The following is a 23496-nucleotide window of genomic DNA, read 5'->3' on the forward strand; positions in this document are numbered from 1 at the left end:
TTATTCCAACCATTCGGGGCCTTTGAAGAACTCCCCATCCGTCCAAAAGGTTTTACAGACCAAAGCACCTTGTCCGGGACTACTGAAATTTTGGGCTGCTCTAAAGTCGGTTGCAATCAAAATAGCATCATCCATTTCTACCTCATACAAGTCAGCCCCAGTGAAATCGGTGCCACTTAAAATAGCTCCGCTCAGGTCTGCATTTCTGAAGTTAGTTCCTATACAATCAGCACCACTCAAGTCAGCACCACTCAAGTTAGCACCTTCGATATTAGCAGCATACAGATTTACACACAGCAGTCTGGCTCCACTCAAGTTGCTATGACTCAAATTGGAGCCACTCAAATTAACACCTATCAATTCGGCTTCGCTCAAATCAATTTCTCGCAAATCTTCTCCATCCAGCATCGAGGAGCCAAATATAATTCCAGCAAAATTTCTTTCCCCACTAGCATATCTTTTGAGCAACTCTCTGCTATCGAGTCTTTCTCTTCTATCTTCCATAATCTAATTCAATTACTTTTAAATTTATAACGCTTTCTTTACCGCTTTTTTGCCGCAGCAATTAAACATCAATATACCCAAACAGCAACCACTTTAACTTTTTTGTCGCCCCCTCAAGTGAAAGACATACCTCATTGCTCTAGCAACCGCCTGATTTGGATTAAGGCTTCTTCTCCTGGAATGGTCTGCACAGAACCATTGCGAACTTGATCTCGTCGTTTTTTAGCTTCAGTTATCCAAATTGCCTGGATGGTTGAATCCGTATCTGATTCTAGGCTTTCGACTAGCTTTTCTGCCAGGAGCGCCCTAGACACACTAGGTAGAGCTAAAAGTTCTTCTGTTATTTGCTCAATTGATCGCATAGATCCTCGCAGAATAGTAAGTCCTCTTTGCATTTTAGCAAAATCTAATTTACGGAACTGGATAGTAGTGCGTGAATTCACAATGTTTCTGGATCAAGTTCTTGGGTTTTATCGGCGTGATATTCAGCCATTGCTGTAGCAGCAAGTTTAGCAAGAGTATCTGGAGAACGTGAGAATGCTTCATCCCAGCGTAGATCGTCTTCAAGTTCTTCCAGAATCATCGCAGCGATCTGCTTGCAGCAGCGCTTCGCTATCGCATCTTGCTCATTTGTAGACAAGGTTTTCAATTTAGCGATCGCACGTTCAAGTAACTCAGTCATAGCTACTACACTCTTACAGTAAAAATGTCATTTTATCCATTATCGCTTCTTGCAGGCAAGTTAAGTTCAGTCTGAAGGCATCGCACAAGCTATTGTCGAACGTCATCAAGGTCAAATTCAAGTCGATAGTATTGTTGGTGAAGGTACTACCTTTATCATCACCTTACCAATAACTCTTCAGAACTAATTAGGACTTACGCACGAGTTACGGAATATCGAAGGAATATCGAACCGCAGAGGACGCAGAGGACACGGAGAAATAAGAGTTTGAGGGTTTTTTGCGTAAGTCCTATTAATGCTTAATGCAATATTTGTTTCTTCTGATAGATGAAGACAAATATACTAGATGATTAATTTACAAATAGTTGAAACTAAAAAAGCGAGTATTCATCTATTAGCGGTCAGCAGTAATTTTAACCATTAATTTAGATAACAGGACTATTAAGGATTAATTTATAGGCAAGTTTGCCCTATGGAAATTGTCTGCATTGCATTATAGATGTTTAAATTTGAATTGGAGCAAAGCAAATCATGCCAATTACTATCAGCAAAAATATTACCTATACCTTACTCAAGAAAATTAATGAAACTGGGCAGGGAATGCATGAAGTTCACTTTAATCAAACTGATTTTCCCCATCATCAAATCACAATAGCCGAATTTTTGGGACATTTAGATTACTTAAATCAAAAACATTATATCAATGCCGAATTTACAGGCAATGCTTATGCAACCCAAGAAGATGTTCCTGATGTAATTCATCCCCAGGAATTTGACTTGCGAATTGCCAATACTCTCGGCGCACCAGATGGCCCTTTACCACATTTGATTACCTTTAAAAAAGCAGAAATGACGGAAAAAGGACAGAAACTGTTAGAGAAACTGGAAGCTAATCCTCCGCAAGACTCAGCAGAAAAACCATCAGTGGCTATTGCTGATAAAAACTTGCCGTTTTTAGAAAAAGTCATGGCAAAAAGTGGCTTACCAGATATTTTTGATGCCAGAGATATAACTGAAGTTGTCTTTCGGGTAATGCGCGATTTAATGACAACAGAAGCCGCTGACAGAGTGGAAGCAGAACTGCATGAACCAGCAGAAGTCACTACAGATAAATCCCTGCAATTAGAAATTGCCGATTTATGGCATGATACCAATCCAATTGTGGCCTTTTTGAGTCGAGTCCGTCCACCTTGGCAAGGGCCTGGCATTTTTAAGATTGATAGCGATCGCTTTTTATTTCGAGTTGAAAATGAAGGTGGAATGCCAGGAACTGTAGACAGAGAGGAAGTAGTTAAAGCCGTTTTTTCAGCTACTAAAGACGAATTATCACCAGAACGAATTCAAGAAATTTCTACCTGGCTACCTGATAAAATTCGCCAACTCTGGGAAGAAGTATAAGAAAGCGACTGGGAAGATTGGTAAATCAAATCATCCTCACTTCCTCTGTCACCGTCCTCCAATATTTTAATAGGAGACAAATATGAATATTTACAAGTATTCTCAATTAATTGGGACTTTTTGTGGTGGATTACTGATTTATTTACCGATCATTCCACAAGTAGTTATGGCACAACAAACTACTTCTCAAGTTAACCCATGTCCCAGGATTTTCTACGAAGAACCACATAACAATCGGGTATTAGTTCCCCAAGGGTGTCCTCCCAATGCTTTAACACTCAGACTCATGGAACAAGGATTAATCCCTGTTACTCCATTACCAAATCAAAGAAACTTAGGTGTTGGTGGTGAATCACCCCCAGCACCAGAACAAAGACAAGAACCCAGTGCGAGAATTGCGCTGGTGAATGATAAGGCAAATATCGTGTTGATTAATGATACAGGAGCAAACGTTACTTATCAAGTGATTGGTGATACAGCACCACGTATATTAGCAGGTAAATCAAGGACGAATTTAAGAGGTTTAAGCACACCAATAACGGTGACATTTCAACGAGAAGACAGAGGACTGCTAATGGTGACTCCTAAACCTGCTCAGGAAAAAGGAACCTTAGAGGTGACATTGAAAGAAACAACTGATGTCAACCAAGATAAAAGCGCAATGAGAATTCAAGCTAATGGTGAAGTTTTCTTGAATTAGTTTAGTAGAAAGAGTGCGATCGCATTTATATTGTTTTCTTGTTCCCCATTTTCTGTTAACAGTTCCCTCTTTCCACCAATGAATTTAATTTTGTCTAACTACTTCAGCATTCAGCCGTCAGCTAATGGCTACAAAAATCAGCTAAACTTATTAACTCAACTGGATTAATATTTCGAGTAGCAGAATTAATCATAGACCATTAGAACAGTAGCACCTCTGAAAGAGAATCTTTCTTGAACATCTGAGGGCATATTTTTTAACCGAATTTTACGAAAACCCAGATACGTATAAAATCCTGTGATATGAAAAGCACTTTCTATATAGATTGGCTTTTGGGAATTTTGGATTAGCGTTCTTACCAATGTAGAGCCAATGCCTTTTCTTCCCCACTTTGGATGTACTTGAATCGCCTCAAAAATTGAGTAATTTTTGTATGGACGTAAAATCGCATAAACAATAAAACACCCTTTTTGCTCAACTATCCAACAGAATTTTAACCAATCACTGCGGTGGGTTAACACAAATCTTAGACAAACGCTTAAAATGCTGAAATAGCCTATTCCTATCCAAAGCCAAGGGATATATGAATGAAATCCAATAAAAAATAAAATCAAGACATAAAACAACCCACCAGGGATTATAGCCAGAACAATTCCCTGCCCAACTTTAGAAAGAATTAACGCCATTTTAACAGAAACCCAGGACGGTAGACGACGAGGGTTATTAGGCATCATATTAAGTGATAAGAGATCGATATCTGTTAGTTGAAGTGGGCGAATAATACAACCTGAAGGTAGCTCAGATAAGGGATGAGTCATTTTTACTATATTCTTGGGTTATAGCAACGATTAAAAATCACCTAGGCTAGTACAAATATAGACTTCCCAAACATCCTCTTAATAATCATCAAATTAATCCTGTTAACCCTTAAATCTTGTTTTCATTAATCACGAAGAAAATTAACGTTTTGGCAAATTATTAAAACTATCAAGCAATTTCGCTTCTTGTTTTACATCTTCTAATTTCCGCGCTAATGAAATTGCCTGTTGGTAAAAATTACGGGCTTTAGAATAATTCCCTAACTTTTCATTAATTTGCCCAGAAGATGTTAAATACTTCAATTCTTCGGCGGGATTTTGTAGGAATTTAACAACCTCAAACCGTTGTTCTAGTAAATCTAAAGCCCGTTCATAGCGACCAACAGCAGAATGAGCCGTAACTAAACCATCAATTGCTCGTAATTGGTTAGGACGATTAAAATTGATTTTAGCTAACCGCATTGCTGCCCCATAAGTACCTATGGTATTTTGATAGTCTCCGGCTTTGAGGTAGGCATCACCTAAGTTATTGAGAGTATTTATTTCACCAATAACATTACCAGTTTGACGGCGGAATATTAAAGCAGTTTCAGCTAATTTAATCGCTTGGTTATAATCACCCAATCTTGTATATACCAGACTCAAATTACTAAGAGAAAGTCCTTGTCCTGCTATATTTTCCAAATTGCGAGACATTACCAGCGCATCTTGAATAGTTTCTCCTGCGGCTTTTGGTTCACCTTTTTGCAGCAAGAGTGTACCAAGATTATTGAGGGCAAAAATCTGATTTTCAAAGTCTTGATTATCACGAGCGATCCCTACCCGACGACGAAGAGCATCTTCTGCATCTTTGAGATTACCTAATTGAATATAGGCACTGGCCAGTAAATCATAAGTTAAACCCTGTGCTTTCATCTCACCAAGAGAGCGATAAATCTCCAGTGCTTTTAATCCTGATTCAATCGTTTTAGCAATAGATCCTGATGTATATTGCTGCTGACCTAAACGCAGTAATCTATCAGCTTCTTCTCTTTGTGGTCTAATATTTAATTGTCTGCCAATAGGATGATTTAAAGGATTATGGATTTGTTTGGTAATATCAATAGCATTTGCAGCCGTGGGACTGAAAAAACAAGCAGATATTACAAGATAAAAAATACCAACTTTGAATTTTTCAACATCTAAATTTAAAATTATCTGCTCTGGAAATAAATGACCCTGTTTCATAATGCTTACCGGTGAAATTATAGTAGAAGGTCTAAGAAAAAGGTTTAATTTTTAATACTAGAAGAGCTACTGTCGCATTTATACCTAAATTAGAATTGGCTGACATCTTCGCCTAAGTAAATAGCGCGGATATCAGGAGGTAATTTGTCTTCTAGTATACGATAACCTTCTTCCAGAAAATTGGCTACTTCAATGGGAGAAAAATTTTCTCCTTCAGCTTGAAGATAGGCTGCGATTCTAGTTTCACTCCAGTGGAAAGTTTGCGCCATCAAAACAATCAAACGTATTACTGGTGGTATTTGGTCTAATGCTTGTGCTACATAGCACCATAATGGTGGAGAGGTGTCTTTGAGTGAATAATGAATAGCCTCCGTTGGGGGTAGTTTAATTTCATTAATGCAGACAGCGGTGATGTTGATTAACCAGTTTTGCAGGGTTAAGGTTTCCTGGCCTGTTTGCTGGCTAGTTAAATCGAGTCCACCGAGTTCATAATAGATATGTCGCCAGGTGAGAGCAAAGAGATAATCAGCTTGAACAGGCGATCGCGCCGAATGTTGAATCAAGGTGTAGACTATAGGACTATAGCGGCAAAAAATCACCGTAAAGTACTTGCCATAATCTGGATAACGCTGAAACAGACTCAGCAATTCTTGGTCACTGTGATGAAACAGCGACTTCACCAGGGGATGATTAGCTTCGGGAAAGTGAGGAATTTGCACAAGCCTTTAAATAGTAGTGGTTAAAATATACAGGTTAATGGGTAATGGTTAATTGGGAATGGGTGATTGTTAATGGGTAAACTTCTTCCTCTTCCCTGTTCTCGGTTCCCTGTCACCGACATCAGAGTATGAGATAAACTAAAAAAGAGGACTTATTGTTAGTCTTAATCGACATTACTAAAAGCGGCTCCCTCATATAATATTCGTTTGTTCATGGTTATAGCAGCTAGTTTGATACCATTCTTGGTTAGTCATTTTACTGTAGGCTCTTTTTTACCTTCTTTGCCCTTGGATAGCCTCTTCTCTACCCAAGGGATTATGATCATGTTGCTGGCGGCCTATGCTGGCGCAATGTGGATGTTCCTGACCAGCGCCCCCAAGGTACATACTGTGATGGTATCGGACTTGGAAATTGCCCGACAGTTGTATGAAGGGTTACTAGATTTGCCAGCAGCAGAAGTACCTTTGCACTATTACTACAACTACGAACAAACCATTGGTGCAACAGGGATAGACCCGCTTTATATGTCCGCGAGTCCCAGTTGGTCAAATAAAATGATGAATAATGCCAATGATGGGTTGTGGTATCAATTAAAGAAAAATACCCAACTACACATCATTACTGGTGCAAGTTTGGGACTTAAAAATCAGCAACGTCACGTTTGTTTTGACCGTGACTGCTTGGAATTGATATTAATGCGTGTGGAAACACGGGGTTTAAAGTTTAAGATTCGCAACCAAAAGCCTTTAAATTTTTTGGTGAAAGATTACGAAGGGCGCGTAATTGAATTGGCTGAAGTCGCAGCGTAGGGGCGGGGTCTCCCCGCCCTCATAATTCATTTATCATAAGGGTGTGTTGGGGTTTTCCTGATATACCCTTAATAATTTAATTGTCATTGGGAGCGAAGCCATTATCTATTTAAACATCAAAACTTTGACCAAGTAGCTCTGGGTAAACGGGAATAAACGGTGCTTTTTCTTTGCTGAATCGAACCGCTAACTTTCTAGCTAAAAGAAATATCTCCTGGTCATATATATTTATTTCAGGAATCTGAATCAGCTTTGCTAAAGTTTCTGATGTCCCAATCTCTGATAATGTTGATAATGCAATATTTTTAACTTCCCAGTGTTCGTGGTTTATTCCTGAGATAATAACTTCTTCCAATTCCCGCCAATCCAAAGTATTTACTATTATCTCTTGCTTATAATCTAAAGCTAAAGTTACAAATTCTATAGGTTCAAGTTCGGCACATTTTTTCAAAAAATTAGAGAAAATTGGATCAAAGCCTTCAAAAATTCTAAGTTTTATTAAAGCCCTAGCTGCATTTTCTTTAACTTGTTCATCTTCATCAGTTTTGACAACAGAGATTAGTGGTTCAACAGCGTTAATATCTCCTATATCTCCTAAAGCTTGTGCAACTGCGCTTCTCAGTCTTGGATCATTATCATTAAGAACAGCAATCAAGGGTATAACTGCATCAGCTTCACCCATCTTACCTAAATCTTCTGCTGCTCCATATCTAACGTAGAATTCTGCATGATTGAGTTCTAAAATTATGTTTTTAACTGCCTGAGATATAGATGTTCCATAAAGCTTTGCTACTTCTTGCTTAAATGAGTTCTGTATCCAATTCTTCTCATCATCACTATGTTGTTTAAAACAAGAGTTTAATTCTTCATATTTTTGTGGATTCTCAATAGCAAATAAAGCCTAGTTTGCTCTATTCCTAACCGAAAAGTCTTTATTATTGGAAACTGAGTTTAATATCTCAATTACTTGAGGAGTTCCAATTTCAGCCAAAACATCTAAAATAGTATGTTCAAAGTTACTCTTTTCATTATTAAAAGCTTCGTTAAGAGCTTGTTGTAACTTTTTCAATATTTGTGAATCTGTTTTACAGATAGCAACCATAACCGATCTAATAAATCCAATGCGTGGGTAGCGACACCAAAGCTGATAAATTCTATTTATTATCTCTCTAACCAATTTGTGATTACTTTCTTTACCCTCAATCACACACCGTCCAGCTAGTAGTAGAAGGGTATTAAAAATATCATCTTTTTCGTTTTTAATTGTTTGCAATAACTCTACAGGATTTTCCATCAATCCTGCCATTAAGCTTAATGTTTCATGCCATTCATAATCCCAAAAATGTGCTTTTGCTAATTTAACCCCATCTGCTGAACCTTCCAAACAACAAGCTGTTAAATACTCTTGAAAAGTCCGATGTAAAAACAGATATTGGTCGCCATTTTCATGCAGCTTTTGTAAAATTCCGTCCTGTTCAGATAATTCTGTTATTAAACGAGTGCTAGTAATATTTTGAAAATCACTAGGAATATCATCTTTTCTCAAATAGCTATCAATAGATTTGCGAAGTTCACGCATTGTAAAAATTTCTTGATTATTACAGCTAAATTGATAAGCTAGTTCTTCTAACAATTCTATTTTGACATCTATCCACCCATCCTCTACTTCTGGGTTATGTGTTTTTCTCCATTTAGTAAGCATACATTTTACAGCTTGCTCATATACCTCACAGCGTCGCGCTGGTAGATTTATTCCTTTTTCTTGATACAAGCTGCAAATTAAAGATAATAACAAAGGATTTTGTACTAAACCATGAATTTGGGGTTTATTTTGCAATTCTCGAATTAAAGCAGCCGCAGAAATAGAATTATCATTTATATATTCAGCCGCAATTTCAAACCAAGTTTCAATATATTGATTTATCTGTGTTTCATTAAAAGGAACAATCTCCACATCTTCAGCATTATCTAAAAATCCCTTACTATAATCAACAATGCGAGATGTACAGATAATAGGACAGTTATAATTACGAAGGAAACTATTTAAGTTTTCTGATAACTTATTTCTAGACTCTTTCGGTACTTCATCCCGTGCATCTAATAGCAAAAGACATTTACCAATTTTTAATTTATCTGCTACAAAATCCTTAATATCAGGAAAATGTTTTTCATACTTTAACTCAAGCAATTTTAAAATAGCATCACTGACTTTTGCTATCGGCTCTTTAGTAGCGTCTGCTATTTCTGAAAGTCTGAGAAAGATAGGAACAACTAAATCTTCCAGTGCTTGACTATTATCTTCCAAATTTTTCAGTGCTGCTTGGGCTGTTAAATAAGCCTCTCTTTTTAATAATGTACTTTTCCCCATCCCCGGATCTGCCAACACCATTAAACGTTGATGCTGTTTTTTTGCTTCTGGCCAATCTACTTGAGTTCGTTTTAATTCTTCCAAACGATTGAGAGAGTAAGCACGTTTCATTTCTGCTTCTGACTCAGCGTAACTCCAAGTAGTTTCTATAGTGTGAGTGTATTTTCTTTCTAGCGTTACCTGAATAGGAATGTATTGGTCTTTGAGAATAATTGGTTGGGTTGTGTGAAATAGTTTGAGTTCGATGTGCTGAAAATCAGTGATTATCTGGTTGAGGAAATTACAAACAGCTTCTTTTTGTACCTGTTGATCAGGAATTACTTGATTTTGTGTCTTCTTCCATTCAGTAAACTTAGTTTCCCATAACCATTGGTAAGCTATTTTCCAAATACCTTTTTGTCCTGGTTCTATATTATCTGCTAATAAACAACCTTCAGTTTTTAAACAGGCATTAATTTTTTCTAAATTATTTGAAAATGTTACCTCCTTATTAGCAGGATCTCGATTCCATTGAATACTTCTTGAAAGCACATTATTAGCTTTGCCTTGATTATCTGGATGAAACCGACTGAGGAATACAGCATAGGTATCACCTGTAAAACTATACTGTGTGCTTATTGCTTTTAAAAACTGGTCTTCTGGGGTAGTAGCGGCTGAAGGATTCATTTAAAAAGGCGTTTTCTATTTAATTCTATTTATCTCTATTTGTAAGCAATTTTATCTCTATTTGGCAACCCCTAAAGTCAACTTATGAAAAACAAATGACTTTAGGTACTAATTATGAAATCTCAATTACAACTACAAATTGCTATTCAATATCCAGAAATTATTGCTTTAAACTGGTTAAATGCAAAGACAAAGAAAACATCAGAACTAGCAGCCCAACCAAAAGATAATAAAGCAAGACTTCAAATCATTGAAAATGCTGTGATCACTTTTGCCAAGTTGGTTTCTCCAGCAGATGCAATTTGGTCTGTACCCACCCTCAAGTTATGCTTTATGGTGTTGAAATTCCTTCAAGAATCGCAAAATCGGTAAGTGCGTGGGCAGGCTAAATGCCTGCTACGTCATTATTTAAGGTAGACATAGTTTCCTCGTCATCATCTCCCCAAGTTTCTAACCAATCACCATCAACATCATCACAATACAAATAGGCTGCATCTAGCCCATGTTTCATGATATCAATTTCTAATTGACGGGCTGCTTCTAAATGTTGTAAAAATTTTTCTAATCTTTGTTGACGGTCAGTTAATTTTTGGTTAACCATAATTACTGATGTTAGTAAATAACAATTTCTACAAATAATCTTGCTGTTATTATTGCCAGTTGCACTGAATGCACGAACTCCTACAACTGGCACAATTTATCATTTCCAATTACTAACTTTATTTATGACCATCAAGTAACGCATGATGAGAAAATATCCCCTTCAATTTCAAATTAGTAAATTCAATAACAGAATTGATTAATTCCTGTTGTTCTGAGTTTAAATCTAGTGACTCTAAGGCTTGATTAAGGTTACTACCAATATGTAATTCATGGGCAAGTTGTGTCCGTTGCGAAGAATCTAAAACTGCAAGAATCTCTTTATTTCTTCGTTGACGTACAGCTTGGAGTTTTTGGCGTTCTTGGGGAGTCAAATCATCTACAGAAAATGCAATAATGTCGCTCGTATCTTCACCGAATGAGGTAAATATTACTTGAGGGGAAGTAAAAAAATTATTTGCTGATGCCACAGTAATCTCAGGTGATAAGAAATTACAAGCAACCACAAGCAATAACACAAACAACCGTTTTGTCAATTTAATCATCATGTTGAGATAAACCTAAATCAGATTCAAGGCTGGGGTATAGTCAAACCCTTATCATTTTCCTACTTATTAGGTAATACCATTTTTCTAAAAAATTGATACATATCATTTCTTTCAGCCCTTCTATTTCAGGGCTTTGGGTGGCTCTTATATGTTTCAAAGTTAAAGTAAATAGGTATAAACCAATCAGTGGCTGAACAAATTTTACCAGTGACCAATGGCCAGCCCTCAGACTGTCTCTATATTGGAGGTGTGGTGAACGAGATAATGTTTTCTCTATGACTAAACAAAGGAATTGATAATAAAGAAAAATATATAAGACACATTAATATTATGTTCTTTTATATTTCCCGACTCAACGCTATCATCAAGGTCATTAGTCCAGAGGAGATAGTCATGAGTGAACAGATTTTGGAAACAGCAGCAGTTACTACAGTTACCCAAAATGGCGAAATTGATTTGGAGGCAGCTTTTCGGGAATCTCACGTCCAAGACATCCTGGATAAGTTAGACCAGGAGTTAGTCGGCTTAAAGTCCGTCAAAAACAAAATCAAGGAAATGGCAGCTTTGTTGCTGGTTGACCGTATCCGTAAAAGTCTGGGTTTAACTGCCGGTGCGCCTAGTTTACACATGACTTTTTTAGGCAACCCAGGCATGGGTAAAACTACTGTAGCAATGCGGATGGCGGAAATTCTTTATCGCCTAGAATATATCCGTAAAGAAAATGTGATGTTGGTAACGAGAGATGATTTGGTTGGGCAAGGTATTGGACAAACTGCACCGAAAACTAGAGAAGTTTTAAACAATGCAATGGGCGGAGTTTTATTAGTTGACGAAGCTTATACTTTATACCGCCCAGATCATCCAGGTGATTTTGGTTTAGAAGCAATTGAAATTCTCATGCAGGTAATGGAAAACCAGCGTGATGATTTAGTTGTGATTCTCGCTGGTTATAAAGAGCAAATGGAGAGATTTTTTCACAGTAATCCTGGGATGAACTCTCGCATTGGGTTACATATTGAGTTTAATGATTATAGTGTCGATAATTTGTTAATTATTGCCCAATCTATCCTGAAAACACAGCATTATTCTTTCAGTCCTGAAGCAGAACAAGCCTTCCGTGAGTATTTAATTAAACGGAAGACTATGCCTCATTTTGCAAATGCTCGCAGTGTCCGCAATGCTATAGATAGAGCGCGGTTACGTCAAGCCAATCGTTTATTGAGTAGTGGTAAAAAATTAAATAAGCAAGATTTAATCACTATCGAAGCGATAGATATTCTTGCTAGTCGAGTATTTAGAGAAGGGGTTCCTGATTGCGAACCAGAAAGTTGATTAAGAATCAGATCCCCGACTTCTTGAAGAAATTGGGGATCTTAGGGTTTACTCTTATCTTTTCATTCGGTCAATTTCTTTTTGCAGTTCTTCAATTTGTTTCCGCAGTTTTTCAGCTTCATTTTCGGGGGTTTCAACTTTGACGTTGACTGCTCCGGTAGCAGGTGTTTGTTGATAGTTACCACGCTTGATTTCTTGATATTCTGCTGATACTGCCCAAGACCGTAAATAATGCAGGCGTTCAACTGGGAAAGGGTGAGTCAGCATCGTTCCTTGAGCGCCATTGTACATCAGAAATTTATATACTTGATTCAGCCCGTCATCATCTAGCGCCTGATATTTTTCAGACTGCGCGATAAATTCTTGTAAACTACATTCGTTGGCATATTTGTTACTACCTCCAGAGATTTTCATCATTGAAGACATGACTGTATTTAAGTCATCTGTTACTAGTAAAGCTGCGCGATCTGCGGTTAGTTCGGCTTTGCGTCGCCATTCAAAAAAGGCATAAATCAAGGCTTGACTGACGAAATTTCCTAAACCGAAGGTTAATTCACCAATGACGGAAGCGGCACTCATTGCCCACATGGCCATTTGAATTAAAATGGTATGACCACATTTAATATGCCCCAGTTCATGGGCTAACACTGCCCGAATCTCGGCTTCATTCAGTAAGTCTAGTATGCCTGTGTTGACTACTATGTAAGGATTTTCTTGTCCGAGAGCATGGCTATTAGCTTGGGGATTTTGTGAAATAAACAGTGCCGGTTCGGGGTAAATGTCCAAGTCCCGTACACATTCCCGAAATATCTGGTAAATAGTGGAATATTGGCGCGGTCCGACTTGGATGGCGTTACCCATTAGATAGACTAACTGAGGGCGTTCATAAATAAATTCTACAAATTTACGAGCGATTAAATCAAATCCCGGTAAGCTTCGTAAGGCTTGCTCTGCTTGGCTATCCAGTGGATGTCTGAAGGCTTCGCTGGAAATTCCTTTGTAAGTTGGCATAATTTAGGGGATAGGGGACAGGCAGGGAAGATTGGTAGGCAGGGGGCTGGGGGCAGGGAGCAGGGGAAAATTTTTCCCAATTACTCATTACCAATTACCCATTACCAATCACCACTGACTAATGACAACATAATAGAAATGAGGCAGTTCGGAAAAAGTCACTTGTTATGGGATGAAAAGCGTGTGATTGAGGCAGAAGTTCATATATCACTACATAACTTCCTGCGATCGCAGGCAGGGTTCCCTTCCTGGCCCCATCACTTAACGATGGCACGGTTGGTGGCACGCGCTTTGCGTTTGGGACGTAGTGCCTTAATTCAAGTAGGGGCAGTTTGTGGTTATCAAGGGCGATATCGCACTAGTTTTATCGCTTCTGCCTTGATGTGGCCTGGCCCTGTAATTATTGTGGCCCCGGAAACTGTGCAGCAACGTTTGCTGAAAATAGAAATTCCCCGGTTACAGCAATGGTTATCAGCTAATAAACCGATTAGAACAGGTGATGCTTGGCCTGGTTTTGATTTCCAAGGTTTGTTATTGACTTCACCTGAAGCTTGGTTAAAAGCGCAGTTGACCAGCACTAATCAATTTCCCCCCAATATTCCCACAATTATTGATGGAGTTGACGATTTAGAAGATTGGGTGCGTGATCAGCTAACTCACAATATTCAATCCCATGATTGGGATCAACTGATGCTGGCTTGTCCCCACCATGTGGAAGTAATTCGGGAAGCGAGGGTACAACTGACACATGAACTATTTCAGCATCCAGAAAATCCCTATGAATGTTATCTAATTTCCCAGCCTGAAAGGGAAATTTTACAAGGTCTATTTTTGGCCTTAGATAAAAAAGATAGTCTCCCAGATGTTTGGAAAATTTTCTGGCAGCAATTCCAAAACCTTGAGGATAATCCTTCCTATCCTGCTCTCTTTTGGTCTACTATTAACCGTCGTCAAGGGTTATTTTCTTTACACTATGCACCAATTGAATTAGACAAAACCCTGGCTCCAATTTGGCAACGCCAACCTGTGGTATTAGTTGGTAGCGCCTTAGAACCAGATACTGAGGCTCCCCTATTCCGTCAGCGTTTGGGGTTGGATGATGTAACTTGTTTGAAGTTTTCTGCTGATAGTCAAGGGGATGCAATTCAACTTTATGTACCCTATAAGTTGCCTCTACCGAATACACCGGAATTTCAAGCAGCTTTTATTCATAAAGTCCGCACTCTGGTTTGTTTGAGTGCTACTGCACCAGGGATGATGGTGGTGTTAGTGGGTGATGTGCCACTCAAAGCAAGAGTGGGAGCAATTTTGGCTTCGGAGTTTGGTTCACGGGTGCAAGTGGAAAAAACTTGTTTGGATGAAAATGGGATTTTGGTGACAGGTTGGGAATATTGGCGATCGCATCAAGGTGTTTTACCAGCACCCCGATTGTTGGTAATTGCTACTTTACCTTTACCATCTTTAGAAAATCCTTTGGTGGCTGGCAGGGTAGCTCATTACAAGCGATCGCACCAAGATTGGTTTCGGTTATACTTATTGCCCACTGCTTTGAATGAATTGCAAAGAGCGATCGCACCCGTGCGCGAAAATCAAGGTATCGTGGCTTTACTAGATAGTCGTGTCGTTAACCGCAGTTACGGATCTCAAGTCCTCACCGCCCTCAGCCCTCTAGCACGCTTGAACTATCTTGATCCCAGCTTGTTTTCTGCACCTGATCAGGAAAATTCTGCTTAGGGGGAAATAAATTTTTCACATCAGATTTAGGATTGCTATATCATCAATTTATGTTGAGATGTAAAACCTCATCTCTCCACAAAAGCCATGATTCCTGCGAACATATACTAAGAATCTAAGTTGAATTTAGAATTACTATTATGGGTGAAGCAAAACGTCGTAAAACCACACTGGGAGAAGAATACGGTCAAGATACTCGCATTCTACCGTGGGTTCCCATCACTAAATCTCAAGCAGAACAATTTGTAAATTTGACTACTCGCGGTGCGTGGATAGGCATTTTTCTGATGGTTGCAGCCTGGATCACCATCCGGTTTATCGGCCCCGCTTTTGGTTGGTGGCAAGTAGTTTTTTGATATAGTCCTCATCAGTTCAGAGAAATGGGAAAATGGATAGATTCCTTGGCAATTTCCCTCGTCTCTGAACTCTGAATATCTATAACTCTTGCCAGAGTCACCAAATTGTATGAGCTAATACAATTAATCTAAATAGGCTTTTCTGATCTTAAGACATTCGGTAGATTGGATATGTTTACCACCGTAAAGCCTACACTGAAGTTTCTGTTAAGATTTTCAACAAACCAGTGAGCGCGATCGCTCTAGAGAGAGATGATAATCAGGGTCTTGACTCTACTGTTTCTGACTCAAAATTAAAATGCATCTATCCCATCCAGGGTTTTTTGCATAACCTTCAACAGATCCAAACTATTGCCTAAATGGCGACAACAGTGTTCTAAATTTAGCTATCGTCAGTGTGAAGTCTGTAGATTTTACGTTTTCCGGATTGATAAATCAGCATCAAACCCAGAGTTTTTTACCTCAATCCTGTAGTCAATCCTCTGTCTCAAATCTCCAAATCTCTGATTTAAAAGGTAAATTCAACATATCTCTAAGAAGCAACCCAAGCATAACTTACACTTATCACAGCCATAAATCTGGATAAGACCCATAATAAATTCATTAAAATAGAGAAGACAAGAACAAAGACGAAAAGTGGCGATAGAGTAAATAAATACCCCTAATTCGGCTATATACTGTCTACAGAAGTGTAATTTACGACTTTTAGCTAGTTGACTAGCACCAGATTTGAGTTAGGCTAAAAGCTGATTTATGGAAACACAAAGTCAAGTTGACCTAAACATCTAAAGACAATGTTAATTTTAGTAGTCCTATCGGAGATATATATCTTGCAAATTGAATAGTTTGATACGACATCCACAATCGTTATCTACTACCCTAAGCAAGATAGCCAATTACAGAATGAACTTTCTTTTGGGAATTGTAATGAATAGTTTACAATACCAAAGAATGGGAAAATCTAAAGAAAATATAAAAGTGACACAAATTACAGTGGTGTCTGGAGGAAAAAAGTGTTTTTGAGACTGGCACATCAACATAGACAATTTGTCCAAGACTTGGTAATGAACCTGCAAGCCTTGGCAATAGTACTAGAACGGAGCGGCTATCCTGCTTCCTGCTATACTTGTGGCGACCAAATGAACAGCGCGTCGTTTATGGTTAGCTTAGGAGACAACCACCTAATTCGCTTTCTAGTATCAGATTACGGAATTACTTGGACTGAAATGCGAGATGACCGCGAATTAATGAAATTAGAAGGTGCTGAAGCAATTAGCCAATTACAGGAATTAGCTAATCTTATCAAGCAATCTATCCCAACTTCTACAGGTCATAAAACCCTTGCTAAGAAGTGCTAAGTTGCCCAAGATGATCCTAAATATGGCCTTGCTTTTCGGTAACTGGGAAAACGGTAATAGCGAGTTGGTTTTTTTTGAACGCCTATTACCTATTCACCATTACCGTCAATAGACCTTATTTTTACAGTTTTATCAAGTATTTTTCAGCATCTGTTAAAATCTGATGGGTAAGACTTCAAACCTTTACTCAAAAGATTTCTAAGATGACCGAAGAAAAACCAAACCAACCACAACTACCACCAACTAGCGCCATTGACAGGCTGACGAAAGCTGAATTTGATAACTGGTTTGAATATCCTGTCAGAGTACAACCTCACCACACCGATTACGCAGGCATAGTTTGGCATGGTAATTACTTAACATGGATGGAAGAAGCGCGAGTAGAATGTTTGCGCTCCATAGGTATCGAATTTGCTGATTTAGTAGCTCTGGGTTGTGACTTGCCAGTTGTAGAATTGTCAATTCGCTATCATCAATCACTTCAATTAGGTATGATGGCGCTGTTAAAAACCCGTATGGCTGAAGTAACTGGTGTTCGCATGAACTGGGATTATAGAATTGTTTCAACTGATGAGCAACAATTATATGTTACTGCCCAGGTGACGCTAGTTGCATTAGATCGTCAAAAAGGTAAGATTATGCGTCAGCTACCTCCCGCATTCAAAAATGCTTTAGCTAAAATTTCCACATCCTATAAGTAAAGTAATCAATTAAAAATTAAAAATCCATTCTTCTAAACAGGTATTAGAGGATGTTTGAGAATTCTCTGAAAGATATAATTTGTCATTCTCACCAGAACCCTTCACTTTGTTCAAGGGTAAACTGCGTGGAGGGAAGAATCTCTAATTTTCGTCAAGTTATAAAATGCTTCATTATGCGAAGGTATAATTTGTCATTCTGACCGGAACACAGTGGAGGGAAGAATCTCTTTCATCAAGTTATAAAATGCTTCATGCGGGAAGCAAGCCACAACATGACATTTTATACTTTTTAACATCCTCTCAATTACGTACAGAAGTTTGGGAAATATTTTGCATAAAATCAGATATTTTAGACAAAATATCTTGGGGTGTAATTCCAAAACCAAAGTATAATAAAACCACTATCGCTGCAAACGTAACAGCAGTTTTGATAGTGGTTTTTACTAATTTCCAAAGTATAACAAATATTATCCAAGCAACTAATAAAGTAATGATCATAATATTACATCCTTGAAAACCAATACTGCTAAATTAAGCTATTTATTATAGTCGAAAATGTTTAAATAATGTAGTTGATTCATGAAAATTTCATTAAAATTTTATTTTAAGTTAAACACAAAAATCAAACTTTTTGAAAATTATGAAAATTATTTCACTGAGACTCAAGAATAATTTTTTAGGTTGGGATTTTGATGAAGTTGATTTTTCATCAAATTTAACTCTTTTAGTAGGTGTTTCTGGTGCAGGTAAAACCCAAATCCTGCGTGCCATACTTGATTTGAAAAGTATTGTAAATGGAGAAGCAATAAATGGTTTGGAATGGAAAATAAAATTTTCTACTGTCAATGGTACTGACTTTATATGGGAAGGTAGTTTTGATACTATTGAAGCTGATGAAATAAGTTTTGATGATAAAAATGAAAAAGAAAAATCTTCATTATTATATGAAAAATTGACTTCAGAAAACGATATTCTAATTGAACGGACTCAAAAAGAAATTAAGTTCAGCAATCAGCCAATGCCTAAACTTTCTTCACATCAATCAATGATATATATATTGAAAGAAGACAAAGTTATAGAAAAAGTATTTAAGGCTTTAAATAAAATAGAGTATCGAGATAATACAATAACTGAGGAAAATATTCCAAAGCTTACAATTTTTGATTTGCAGACTCTCAAAAATAAATATAACACCTCAAAAAATATAATAAATAGTAATGAGAATCTAAGAACTAAATTGTATCTAATTTATGAAAATGAGTTAGACATATTCTATAAAATTCAATCAAGATTTATTGACGTTTTTCAACAAATAGAATGTATAAAAATTGAGCCATTTGAAGAAGACTTCTTCAAAAGCTTTGCAGAATTTGTCCGTGTTCCCTTGATTTTATCTATCAAAGAGAAATATGTACCAAAATGGATTAGAGAAGATAGAATATCTTCGGGTATGTTAAAGACACTTATTCATATTAGTGAAATATATCTATCAAATCCAGATTCTGTAATATTAATTGATGAATTTGAAAATAGTTTAGGAATCAATTGTATTGATATATTGACTGATGATTTGATTCATCAAAATAAAACATTACAATTTATTGCTACTAGTCATCACCCTTATATTATCAATAATATTCCCTATGAATATTGGAAAATAGTTACTCGGAAAGGTGGACACATTAGCATTCGGAATGCGTCAGATTATCATTTAGGTAAATCTAAACAAGAAGCATTTCTTCAATTAACCAAAATTCTCGAAAAACAATCGTAATCGTAATATGAATTTCTATTTTGTATTTGAAGGGAAAACAGAAGCGATTGTTTATAAAAAGTGGTTATCTGTACTTCTTCCACATTTAACAGAAGTGGATAGTTTTGATGCTGTCAGTCAGAATAACTATTATTATGAAAGTGATATGGGTGTTCCTGATTGTTATCGAGTTGCTGCTAATGCTATTCAAGAAATTAACGAAGTCACAAAATATGATTACTTGGTACTATTCACAGACGCAGATAGGTTGACAACTTCTGAGAAAAAAGCAGAAGCATTGGATAAAATTAAACTCAATTTACAAAATAAACCTTTTCAAACTTTACCCGAAAATTGTAAACTAGAAATTATTATCCAAAAAGTTTGTATTGAAACTTGGTTTTTAGGAAATAGAAATTTCTTTGTCAGAAATCCACAAAATAATGAACTTTTGAAGCAATACATCAAATATTTTGATGTCAGTCAAAGTAATCCCGAAAATTTATCTAGTGAGTTTGAACAAGACGAAGAAAATACAAAGGAAATTTTTGGATATAAAACCAAAGCTTTATTTCACGAAGGTTATCTGAGAGAAATTTTTAAAGAACGTAATTTATCCTATAATAAATCTAGACCAAAAGAAGTACAAGAAAAATTCTACCTTGACCAATTATTAGCCAGAATTCAAGCAAATTTAGATCACTTGCATAGTTTTCAAGAATTTATAGAGTTTTGTGCAAAAATAGATGTCCAAGAAAATAAATAAAACATAATCCTACACCTCACTCAATCAGATTAATGTAGGACTATTTTAATTTTTAGTGCAGAGAAATTATCTGGGGCTGAATTGCTAACTTTTCAGACGCATTGATAACTTCTTGTCTAGCCCACTTATCGGCTGCTAAAATATCATCTAAAGAGGGATTTTGTTTGTTATCATGTTGATGGCGATCGCACACCCATTCGATACACTTAGGAATATCCAAAAAATGAATTTTCTCTTCTAAAAATAGTGCCACAACTTGCTCATTAGCCGCATTTAATACCGCAGGCATAGAACCACCAGCCCTGCCAGCAGCATAAGCCAACCGCATACAAGGATACTTTTGATGATCGGGTTCACGGAAAGTTAAATCACCAGATTTCACTAAATTCAATCTTTCCCAATTCGTGTAAATTCGCTCAGGCCAAGATAAAGCATAAAGCAGAGGTAAACGCATATCTGGCCAACCGAGTTGAGCTAAAACCGAAGTATCCTGTAACTCAATCAAAGAGTGAATAATACTTTGAGGATGAATGACAATTTCGATGTTGTCATAATCTACTCCAAATAAATAATGAGCCTCAATTACCTCCAAACCTTTATTCATCAAAGTGGCCGAGTCTACAGTGATTTTTCTCCCCATAGACCAGTTAGGATGTTTAAGAGCATCAGCAACTTTTACCTCTGCTAACTTTTCCACAGGCCAGTCTCGGAAAGCACCACCGGAAGCAGTAAGTAATATCTTTCTTAAACCATCTTTAGGAACACCTTGCAGACATTGAAAAATAGCAGAATGCTCAGAATCGGCTGGTAATAGTTTCACACCATGTTTTTCTACTAAAGGTAAAACCACAGGAGCGCCAGCAATGAGTGTTTCTTTGTTCGCTAGGGCAATATCCTTACCCGCTTCAATAGCCGCAATTGTCGGTAATAACCCAGCACAACCAACAATACCAGTAACAACCGTTTGGGCATCACCATAGCGGGCAACTTCTATCACTCCCGCTTCACCAGCAAGTAAAATAGGTTGGGGGTTGAGGTCTTTAATTGCTTCCTTAAGTGCGGGTAATTTTTCAACGGCGGAAATTGCAGCGATTTGGGGGCGAAATTGGCGAATTTGTGCTGCGAATAAGTCCACATTTCGCCCAGCAGCCAGTCCAACTATGCGAAACTTATCTGGGTGTTCAGAGACGATATCTAAGGTTTGAGTACCAATGGAGCCTGTAGAACCGAGGAGAGTAATAGCTTTCACAATTTTTTAAGAATTAACAGATAATTTTAAATATAAATTGCTTAGGCTACTAATTGCCCGATTTTTTCAGAACATAATTGATATCACGATCTATAATCTGGCTACAAGAACCTGGCCGCTTATAAACACAAGTTCCTTGCCAACATTTTTGCAAAGTATAGTTTTTATATTGAGATGGTATAGAAATATTGGCAACAATGTAATTAAAACCAGGTTTTAGCTTTTCAAAATCTGCTGCTTTATCAACTGGATATATAGGAACATCTCGATGAAAATAGGTATACCCTCCTGATAAAGCCCAATGAATACCCCAAAGACCAAGACCACACACAGTATTTTCTGTACTTAAACTTTGTAAGGCTAGTAAATTATTAGTTGTAACAGACAAGTGTGTATTTTCTAAATTAGTACCAAAAGTAGAAAAGTTCAAAGGACTATAAATATTAAATCGGCTGATGAGAGTTATAGAAATAGAAGTCCAAAGCGCAAGACAGAGTAATATTGCGATTAATGTTTTTTTATGTGAAACCCATCGGCGTGACAAATTTAAAACTAATTCCCCTGTACCCATTCCTGCTAATATCATTACCATTGGTAATACTGGATAAATAAAGCGATATTCTTTATGAGCTAACAAACTATGAGACAAGATAATAATTAATACTAACCAACCCAAAATAGGAATATGGCGTAAACCTATAAGAGCAAGAATAATAATAGGTAGGGATAACCAAGACCAACTTTTAATTAAGAAAATAAAATATTCATACCAAGGAGAAACTCCATAAAGTTTACTTCTACCTTCGACGATATTTACCCAAATATTTAACCAAAAAGATTGAAAAGGATAAGACCAAGTCAAAGCATCTACAGTTCCAAAAATTAGTATGGGAGCAATGATACCTAACATCATTGGCAACCATTTTTCTCTCCAATCTTTTCTACAAATGTAGACTACAGCAAATACTATGGCTGGAATAAAATGAATTCTTAATGCTAGAGATATTCCTAATAAACATCCAGATAAAAATAGGCTATTTCTAGTTGGAGGTATTTGTTTTTGAACTCCTAAATAAACGCCAGGCAATAGGAAATGAGTAGCTACAACTTCCGTAAAAGCTTTAGGTGAAAAGTAGATAAGTTCAAACCAGATAGTACAAATAGCAGCACAAATAAAAGCTGTATTTGTTCCTCCTATTTTTTTTCCCCATAAATATGCCACTAAGATATTACTCAGCGAAAGTAGAGACAAAAAGATATTAATTCCTATTAGATATCCAGTAGAACCTTTTCCCATCCACGCAGTCAAACGCATAATAACTGCTAAAATTCCTGGTAATACCCATGAACGAATACCATCTCTAAATTCCCAGGTGACAATACCATTACCGAAAGCTAATCTGTGTGCAGGTTCTAGGGATTGGAAAATTTCATCTGCCCAAAATATATTGGGGAATTTTAAAGCCATGCCAACGCGCAGAGTTAATGCGATAATAATTAGGATACTTAATAATAGGTAATCTAGTGTAAATCGGCAATTCATTTGTTATTCTAACTGGATTATATTAATAATAATCTGACGAGATTTAACTATTGTTTTTCGGTTCAGATTCTACAACCTCAAATTTTACTTTATTATATAAATCCTGTAAATAAATTTCAAAAGGTACAGTTACAAGAGATATATTTTCATCTTCTTCATCGTACTCGCACAAATTCCATCTTTTCTTTCCAGTTTTAGAAAATTGTTCTACATAAATGCGGTTTTGATCAATTAATAAATATTCTTGGAAACTGGGAATTGTTCTGTAAGCTGCAAATTTATCTTCTCTATCGTCACCTTTGGTAGATTTAGATAAAACTTCAATAATTACCTGGGGATTTGTAATTGTATCTGTCCGATTATTGAAAAATTCTGGTTCATCTGCAATAATCATCACATCTGGATAGGTGTATATGAGTCTTTGAGGTATCCACAACCGCATATCACTGTTAAAAACCTCATATTTCTCTTGTTGTCTAAATGCAAAATTCAGCGCAGCGTAAAAATTACCTGTAATGCGGTTATGATTTATTGATGCACCAGCCATTGGAATAATTTGTCCTTCAATATATTCACTTTTGTGGTCAGCAGTTGCTTCTAATTCCAGATATTTATCTGGGGTGTAATATTGCTTTTCTGTTATTTGCATATTT

At 36.9% G+C, this 23496-nt stretch carries 26 protein-coding genes; 11 read left to right on the plus strand and 15 right to left on the minus strand.

Annotation, left to right across the window (positions count from 1 at the left end):
* From ACSQ6I_RS15000 to ACSQ6I_RS15010, 3 genes are all read right to left on the minus strand, one after another.
* Entirely contained in the window at positions 1-504 is a 504-nt protein-coding gene (locus ACSQ6I_RS15000) for a pentapeptide repeat-containing protein (RefSeq protein ID WP_438891116.1), read from the minus strand.
* A gap of 131 nt (positions 505-635) precedes the next feature.
* Positions 636-866, minus strand: coding sequence for an addiction module protein (locus tag ACSQ6I_RS15005; protein WP_438891230.1), 231 nt, complete (start codon positions 864-866; stop codon positions 636-638).
* Between the two features lie 77 nt (positions 867-943).
* Positions 944-1186: a hypothetical protein gene (locus tag ACSQ6I_RS15010; protein WP_438891117.1), complete on the minus strand. Its 243-nt coding sequence runs from the start codon at positions 1184-1186 to the stop codon at positions 944-946.
* 924 nt (positions 1187-2110) lie between these two features.
* Here ACSQ6I_RS15010 and ACSQ6I_RS15015 point away from each other — a divergent pair.
* Positions 2111-2584, plus strand: coding sequence for a DUF2267 domain-containing protein (locus ACSQ6I_RS15015; RefSeq protein ID WP_438891231.1), 474 nt, complete (start codon positions 2111-2113; stop codon positions 2582-2584).
* An 82-nt stretch (positions 2585-2666) separates the two neighbouring features.
* Positions 2667-3284 carry a hypothetical protein gene (locus ACSQ6I_RS15020; RefSeq protein WP_438891118.1) on the plus strand — a complete coding sequence of 206 codons (618 nt, stop codon included), beginning with the start codon at positions 2667-2669 and terminating at the stop codon, positions 3282-3284.
* Between the two features lie 185 nt (positions 3285-3469).
* Here ACSQ6I_RS15020 and ACSQ6I_RS15025 read toward each other — a convergent pair whose 3' ends face one another.
* The 3 genes from ACSQ6I_RS15025 to ACSQ6I_RS15035 form a co-directional block, all read right to left on the minus strand.
* Positions 3470-4102, minus strand: coding sequence for a GNAT family N-acetyltransferase (locus tag ACSQ6I_RS15025; protein ID WP_438891119.1), 633 nt, complete (start codon positions 4100-4102; stop codon positions 3470-3472).
* A 141-nt stretch (positions 4103-4243) separates the two neighbouring features.
* Positions 4244-5329, minus strand: coding sequence for a tetratricopeptide repeat protein (locus ACSQ6I_RS15030; RefSeq protein WP_438891120.1), 1086 nt, complete (start codon positions 5327-5329; stop codon positions 4244-4246).
* Between the two features lie 89 nt (positions 5330-5418).
* Positions 5419-6048 (minus strand): sigma-70 family RNA polymerase sigma factor, encoded by a 630-nt coding sequence (locus ACSQ6I_RS15035; RefSeq protein WP_438891121.1) that lies wholly within the window; start codon positions 6046-6048, stop codon positions 5419-5421.
* Positions 6049-6261: 213 nt separating this feature from the next.
* Between ACSQ6I_RS15035 and ACSQ6I_RS15040 the strand changes: the two genes are divergently transcribed.
* Positions 6262-6858, plus strand: coding sequence for a hypothetical protein (locus ACSQ6I_RS15040; RefSeq protein WP_015214599.1), 597 nt, complete (start codon positions 6262-6264; stop codon positions 6856-6858).
* Between the two features lie 109 nt (positions 6859-6967).
* Here the strand turns inward: ACSQ6I_RS15040 and ACSQ6I_RS15045 are convergent, their stop codons facing one another.
* Positions 6968-7747: a HEAT repeat domain-containing protein gene (locus ACSQ6I_RS15045; RefSeq protein WP_438891232.1), complete on the minus strand. Its 780-nt coding sequence runs from the start codon at positions 7745-7747 to the stop codon at positions 6968-6970.
* A 12-nt stretch (positions 7748-7759) separates the two neighbouring features.
* Positions 7760-9892, minus strand: coding sequence for an NACHT domain-containing protein (locus ACSQ6I_RS15050; RefSeq protein ID WP_438891122.1), 2133 nt, complete (start codon positions 9890-9892; stop codon positions 7760-7762).
* 114 nt (positions 9893-10006) lie between these two features.
* On the opposite strand from ACSQ6I_RS15050, the gene ACSQ6I_RS15055 reads away from it, so the two are divergent.
* Complete coding sequence (locus tag ACSQ6I_RS15055) at positions 10007-10264, plus strand: hypothetical protein (protein WP_127053505.1); 258 nt, start codon at positions 10007-10009, stop codon at positions 10262-10264.
* A 13-nt stretch (positions 10265-10277) separates the two neighbouring features.
* On the opposite strand, the gene ACSQ6I_RS15060 is transcribed toward ACSQ6I_RS15055, so the two are convergent.
* A complete protein-coding gene (locus tag ACSQ6I_RS15060) occupies positions 10278-10586 on the minus strand; it encodes a hypothetical protein (protein WP_438891123.1) in 309 nt (102 codons plus the stop codon).
* Between the two features lie 25 nt (positions 10587-10611).
* On the minus strand, positions 10612-11040 hold the full coding sequence (locus ACSQ6I_RS15065; protein WP_438891124.1) for a hypothetical protein: 429 nt from the start codon (positions 11038-11040) through the stop codon (positions 10612-10614).
* Positions 11041-11433: 393 nt separating this feature from the next.
* Here ACSQ6I_RS15065 and ACSQ6I_RS15070 point away from each other — a divergent pair, with 393 nt between their 5' ends.
* Complete coding sequence (locus ACSQ6I_RS15070) at positions 11434-12372, plus strand: AAA family ATPase (protein WP_438891125.1); 939 nt, start codon at positions 11434-11436, stop codon at positions 12370-12372.
* A 54-nt stretch (positions 12373-12426) separates the two neighbouring features.
* Here the strand turns inward: ACSQ6I_RS15070 and ACSQ6I_RS15075 are convergent, their stop codons facing one another.
* Positions 12427-13383: a M48 family metallopeptidase gene (locus ACSQ6I_RS15075; protein WP_438891126.1), complete on the minus strand. Its 957-nt coding sequence runs from the start codon at positions 13381-13383 to the stop codon at positions 12427-12429.
* Between the two features lie 183 nt (positions 13384-13566).
* Here ACSQ6I_RS15075 and ACSQ6I_RS15080 point away from each other — a divergent pair, with 183 nt between their 5' ends.
* The 4 genes from ACSQ6I_RS15080 (at position 13567) to ACSQ6I_RS15095 (ending at position 17532) form a co-directional block, all read left to right on the plus strand.
* A complete protein-coding gene (locus tag ACSQ6I_RS15080; RefSeq protein WP_438891233.1) occupies positions 13567-15117 on the plus strand; it encodes a helicase C-terminal domain-containing protein in 1551 nt (516 codons plus the stop codon).
* Between the two features lie 140 nt (positions 15118-15257).
* Positions 15258-15473: a DUF2839 domain-containing protein gene (locus ACSQ6I_RS15085; RefSeq protein ID WP_438891127.1), complete on the plus strand. Its 216-nt coding sequence runs from the start codon at positions 15258-15260 to the stop codon at positions 15471-15473.
* Between the two features lie 1013 nt (positions 15474-16486).
* The gene (locus ACSQ6I_RS15090; RefSeq protein WP_438891128.1) at positions 16487-16831 is read left to right on the plus strand and encodes a DUF1815 family protein; all 345 of its coding nucleotides are present in this window, start codon (positions 16487-16489) and stop codon (positions 16829-16831) included.
* A 203-nt stretch (positions 16832-17034) separates the two neighbouring features.
* Entirely contained in the window at positions 17035-17532 is a 498-nt protein-coding gene (locus tag ACSQ6I_RS15095) for an acyl-CoA thioesterase (protein WP_438891129.1), read from the plus strand.
* A 300-nt stretch (positions 17533-17832) separates the two neighbouring features.
* Here the strand turns inward: ACSQ6I_RS15095 and ACSQ6I_RS15100 are convergent, their stop codons facing one another.
* A complete protein-coding gene (locus tag ACSQ6I_RS15100; protein ID WP_323313011.1) occupies positions 17833-18030 on the minus strand; it encodes a hypothetical protein in 198 nt (65 codons plus the stop codon).
* 142 nt (positions 18031-18172) lie between these two features.
* Here ACSQ6I_RS15100 and ACSQ6I_RS15105 point away from each other — a divergent pair, with 142 nt between their 5' ends.
* Both ACSQ6I_RS15105 and ACSQ6I_RS15110 read left to right on the plus strand, forming a co-directional pair.
* Complete coding sequence (locus ACSQ6I_RS15105) at positions 18173-19306, plus strand: AAA family ATPase (RefSeq protein WP_438891130.1); 1134 nt, start codon at positions 18173-18175, stop codon at positions 19304-19306.
* Positions 19307-19313: 7 nt separating this feature from the next.
* Positions 19314-20051 (plus strand): hypothetical protein, encoded by a 738-nt coding sequence (locus ACSQ6I_RS15110; RefSeq protein WP_438891131.1) that lies wholly within the window; start codon positions 19314-19316, stop codon positions 20049-20051.
* Positions 20052-20103: 52 nt separating this feature from the next.
* Here the strand turns inward: ACSQ6I_RS15110 and ACSQ6I_RS15115 are convergent, their stop codons facing one another.
* From ACSQ6I_RS15115 to ACSQ6I_RS15125, 3 genes are read right to left on the minus strand one after another with little or no spacing between them, the layout of a single operon-like run.
* Positions 20104-21300: a 1-deoxy-D-xylulose-5-phosphate reductoisomerase gene (locus ACSQ6I_RS15115; protein WP_438891132.1), complete on the minus strand. Its 1197-nt coding sequence runs from the start codon at positions 21298-21300 to the stop codon at positions 20104-20106.
* Positions 21301-21349: 49 nt separating this feature from the next.
* Positions 21350-22843 (minus strand): mannosyltransferase, encoded by a 1494-nt coding sequence (locus tag ACSQ6I_RS15120; protein ID WP_438891133.1) that lies wholly within the window; start codon positions 22841-22843, stop codon positions 21350-21352.
* Positions 22844-22886: 43 nt separating this feature from the next.
* Positions 22887-23492 (minus strand): Uma2 family endonuclease, encoded by a 606-nt coding sequence (locus ACSQ6I_RS15125; RefSeq protein WP_438891134.1) that lies wholly within the window; start codon positions 23490-23492, stop codon positions 22887-22889.
* Positions 23493-23496 lie beyond the last annotated feature (4 nt).

This window comes from Anabaena sp. WFMT, from assembly GCF_051781005.1.
In the GTDB taxonomy this organism is placed as follows: domain Bacteria; phylum Cyanobacteriota; class Cyanobacteriia; order Cyanobacteriales; family Nostocaceae; genus Anabaena.

Excerpts from the sequence above, each read along its gene's own strand:
- ACSQ6I_RS15105 (WP_438891130.1), top strand. The coding sequence starts at position 18,173 with ATGAAAATTATTTCACTGAGACTCAAGAATAATTTTTTAGGTTGGGAT.
- ACSQ6I_RS15025 (WP_438891119.1), bottom strand. The coding sequence starts at position 4,102 with ATGACTCATCCCTTATCTGAGCTACCTTCAGGTTGTATTATTCGCCCA.
- ACSQ6I_RS15055 (WP_127053505.1), top strand. The coding sequence starts at position 10,007 with ATGAAATCTCAATTACAACTACAAATTGCTATTCAATATCCAGAAATT.
- ACSQ6I_RS15010 (WP_438891117.1), bottom strand. The coding sequence starts at position 1,186 with ATGACTGAGTTACTTGAACGTGCGATCGCTAAATTGAAAACCTTGTCT.
- ACSQ6I_RS15040 (WP_015214599.1), top strand. The coding sequence starts at position 6,262 with ATGGTTATAGCAGCTAGTTTGATACCATTCTTGGTTAGTCATTTTACT.
- ACSQ6I_RS15110 (WP_438891131.1), top strand. The coding sequence starts at position 19,314 with ATGAATTTCTATTTTGTATTTGAAGGGAAAACAGAAGCGATTGTTTAT.
- ACSQ6I_RS15005 (WP_438891230.1), bottom strand. The coding sequence starts at position 866 with ATGCGATCAATTGAGCAAATAACAGAAGAACTTTTAGCTCTACCTAGT.
- ACSQ6I_RS15120 (WP_438891133.1), bottom strand. The coding sequence starts at position 22,843 with ATGAATTGCCGATTTACACTAGATTACCTATTATTAAGTATCCTAATT.
- ACSQ6I_RS15050 (WP_438891122.1), bottom strand. The coding sequence starts at position 9,892 with ATGAATCCTTCAGCCGCTACTACCCCAGAAGACCAGTTTTTAAAAGCA.
- ACSQ6I_RS15100 (WP_323313011.1), bottom strand. The coding sequence starts at position 18,030 with ATGATCATTACTTTATTAGTTGCTTGGATAATATTTGTTATACTTTGG.
- ACSQ6I_RS15020 (WP_438891118.1), top strand. The coding sequence starts at position 2,667 with ATGAATATTTACAAGTATTCTCAATTAATTGGGACTTTTTGTGGTGGA.
- ACSQ6I_RS15095 (WP_438891129.1), top strand. The coding sequence starts at position 17,035 with ATGACCGAAGAAAAACCAAACCAACCACAACTACCACCAACTAGCGCC.
- ACSQ6I_RS15000 (WP_438891116.1), bottom strand. The coding sequence starts at position 504 with ATGGAAGATAGAAGAGAAAGACTCGATAGCAGAGAGTTGCTCAAAAGA.
- ACSQ6I_RS15030 (WP_438891120.1), bottom strand. The coding sequence starts at position 5,329 with ATGAAACAGGGTCATTTATTTCCAGAGCAGATAATTTTAAATTTAGAT.
- ACSQ6I_RS15075 (WP_438891126.1), bottom strand. The coding sequence starts at position 13,383 with ATGCCAACTTACAAAGGAATTTCCAGCGAAGCCTTCAGACATCCACTG.
- ACSQ6I_RS15070 (WP_438891125.1), top strand. The coding sequence starts at position 11,434 with ATGAGTGAACAGATTTTGGAAACAGCAGCAGTTACTACAGTTACCCAA.
- ACSQ6I_RS15085 (WP_438891127.1), top strand. The coding sequence starts at position 15,258 with ATGGGTGAAGCAAAACGTCGTAAAACCACACTGGGAGAAGAATACGGT.
- ACSQ6I_RS15065 (WP_438891124.1), bottom strand. The coding sequence starts at position 11,040 with ATGATGATTAAATTGACAAAACGGTTGTTTGTGTTATTGCTTGTGGTT.
- ACSQ6I_RS15125 (WP_438891134.1), bottom strand. The coding sequence starts at position 23,492 with ATGCAAATAACAGAAAAGCAATATTACACCCCAGATAAATATCTGGAA.